This is a genomic window from Stieleria maiorica (genome assembly GCF_008035925.1).
GTDB classification, from domain to species: Bacteria; Planctomycetota; Planctomycetia; order Pirellulales; family Pirellulaceae; genus Stieleria; species Stieleria maiorica.
Window position 1 is genome coordinate 8,082,789 of the sequence record NZ_CP036264.1, and the last position, 3,107, is coordinate 8,085,895.

General features: G+C 53.5%; 1 protein-coding gene. It reads right to left on the minus strand.

Annotated features, from left to right (window positions below):
* Positions 1-23 precede the first annotated feature (23 nt).
* Entirely contained in the window at positions 24-2,567 is a 2,544-nt protein-coding gene (locus Mal15_RS27515) for a tetratricopeptide repeat-containing sulfotransferase family protein (protein WP_167547086.1), read from the minus strand.
* Between the last annotated feature and the right edge of the window lie 540 nt (positions 2,568-3,107).

The window sequence follows — 3,107 nt, forward strand, 5'->3', positions numbered from 1 at the left end:
GGGAACAGCTGGGGACAGCGGTTCTACACTGATTGTAGAACCGTTGCGAGCCGCTTTAGGAGTGGCTGCAGGTGGTCTTCGTATTTCTTCCAGGCTCCGACGGAAGACTGATAAAGGGGTTGACGCACCTGCAATTTGCTCGGAGTGCTGACCACACGTTTGGTGTGTGTGAACTCCAAACACTGTCGATCCCATGGCAACCCGCAATAGGCGAGCACGCGTTTGGTTTGTGAGGGTTGATCCGTGACAAACTTTTCGTAGTTAACATCAAGGATGTTGATCGGAAGCACTTTCTTCCAATGTGCCATCATTCGATGATACTGGGTGAAGTAATCTGCGACCGCAATCAAGTCGCAGAACGGCCACGCAAGGTTTTGTTTATAGCACGAAACACAGACGTCGCGAGGATCTCGCGTGCAATGAATCACCCGTGCGTTTGGAAACAGTGTTGCGATTAGACCCAGGTGACGAAAGTTGGTTGGCATCTTGTCGGTGATGTGTCTGTATCGTGAATTTCCACCCGCGGAGTTTGCCACGCGGTGCAGTCGTGTCAGGTATTGTGAGGCAAGTTCATTGGCCAGTGGTTTATCAATTTCTTTCGCCGAATAAGGGAAGGGGAGACCCGTTCTGCTTTTTCTCGTCAGGGAATTTGCGAGATCGGAGATGTCGTTCAATTCTCCGGCACCGTGCACGCAAGGATGACTCGCGAGCACCTGTTCGATCAAGGTTGTTCCGGACCGCGGCATCCCGACAATAAAGATGGGGACGTCGCTTTCGGATCCGATCGGATGGTCATGAAAGTAACGTTCCGAAAAAACATCGATAATCGCGTCCGAAGCAACAAAGTCTCGGACGGAGCCTGATTGATCGTGGCGGCTTTTGATCGCGTTCGCTTTTCGGTAGTGTTCGAACGCTTGGTCAGATTTCCTTTCTGATTCAAACTTTTTTGCCGCGGCAAAGTGCAGCATCATTCGTTGGCGCTGGTTCGGTTGCTTGCTTTCGAGCAGGGCGAGCAGTTGACGGAGCGATTGGAAAGAGTCGTCATCGTCTCCCAGGCATGCCAACTCGTAGTGTGCATCGCCGCACCACTCTTGAAGCTTGATCGTCTGCCTGAAGTGCGCTTTCGCGCTCGTCAAATCACCTGTTTCCAGTTTTGCCTTTCCAAGGTTTAGATGACTCGGGGCAAAAGTCGGGGCCAGGTGGATCGCGTGTTGGAGTTTCTCAATGGCTTTCTCGTGTTCACCGCTTCGAATCAGACCGACACCCCACGCGTCGTAAGTTTCCGCAGACGGATCCAGGTTGGCGGCTCGAGAAAAATGCTTGAGAGCACGGTCGACGAGTCCGTCCCGTTCCTTGAGATCCAGTTTCGCTCGATGCTGTGGAGTGAGTCTCGATGAAAGCACGAGACCGAGCAAAAGATGGGCGGGAACGGAATCTGGGTCCCGCTGAAGCAGCGACACACAGGCTCGCACCGTGGCGTCAATGCGATTGGCATGCTCGGATATCTCGGCGAGCCTCAGTAACGCCCTGTGATTGGCAGGGTCGTTGTTTATCAGGTCGCACAGCAGTGCGATCGCGTCGTCGTGGTTGCCACGTTCCGCTTCAATCTCTGCCAGTCGTTGGATCAATTCAGGAATCGGATTGTCCGCATTGCGCAGGTGACGACGGAGTATCTGGTACTCCTCGTCAACGAAGTTCCGTTGATGCAGGAGGCGGCAGAGATGAAGGAGTGCCTTCGGGTCTTCATCGATCGACGCCGCCGTTCTGGCACACGTCAGGGCATCATCCCAACGCTGAAGGTGCGACAGACTGATCGACAGGTTCATCCAGCTGGCGACGCAGTTCGGCGCCAGTTGCGACGCGGCACTCAAATGCTGGACCGCTTTCTCGTGATCGCCTGACAACCCGAAAGCGATTCCCAGTTGAGTGTGAAGATCGGAGTTCGGTGGAGATTGTTTTAGCAACGGCAATAGAATCGCAACGGATTCGTCGGTGCGTGACTGGGCGTTTAAGACGCGTGCCAAATCAATCATGATTCGGGAATCTGTCTTGATGTTCCCGTTTGGATCAAACAAACGCCTAAGACAGCGTTCGGCGAGCTTCCAGTCCTGGTTTTCCATCGCAAGCCTTCCCAGGTCCAGGTAGGGGCTTGGAGGCATCGGTGATAGTAACGCGGCGTTTGCAATGCTCGATTCCGCTTCGGCGACGTCACCCATGCGGTAGAGCGAAATGCCGAGATTCCGATGCGCTTCGGGAGAGGGTTGAATCGCGATGGAATCACGGAAGTGGTTCGCGGCGCATTCCCATCGTTTTCGTGCAAGTTCCACCACGCCCAAGCTGTTGTGCAAGATGGCGGAGGATGGCATCAGGTTAACGGCAGTCGCTACCAAGTCGTACGCTTCGTCATGTTTCTCCTCTTCGTGCATTAGCAGGCCGAGGAGATGCAGTGCATCGACCTTGTCTTTATTCTGCTCAATCAGCCGTACATAAATCTGCTTTGCTTGGTCCGATTTGCCGGCTTGATGAAAGGCAAGCCCCTGTTGGATCGACACGTCAAATTGTTCCATGCATTCGAATGATATCGAGCGATCGAAATCGCGATCTATCACCTGGTTGGATGAAACCGTTCGCCAGAACTCGCCCGCAGATATTGATGCGTCGGCGATTGTAACGGCCACGATCGCGGGAATCAATTTGCAGTTTCTTACCGGAAAATGGTTGATTGGGGCGTGGAGCATCCCCTACATTCAGGCCGCAACATGTGAGCGGCACCTTGATTCGACGAATCGCGATGAGTATCGCTCCCTGTGACGATTGAGTTCATGCACACAGACGATCGGGGGTAGGCGATGTCTGAGTAATCGCGTTGGAACTGCAGATTCGTTCGAATCGTTCAATCTCTTGTCTTATCACAGATTCCTGAAATCTTGATCAGCCGACCTTCTGAGTTTGGCTGTGAAATTGGGGCTAATTCTCTTTGGCGCTAGGGCGTCGATCCATGCTTCGTTGGTGCGTCACGGACTGATCGTGTCTGGTCGATCGCAATGCCAACGAATCCGGTCGGCGCGACGATTTTGGGGTTCACTCGCACAGAGGCGGTATTATCG

Coding starts and splice junctions, on each gene's coding strand:
- Mal15_RS27515 (WP_167547086.1), bottom strand. CDS start 2,567: ATGGAACAATTTGACGTGTCGATCCAACAGGGGCTTGCCTTTCATCAA.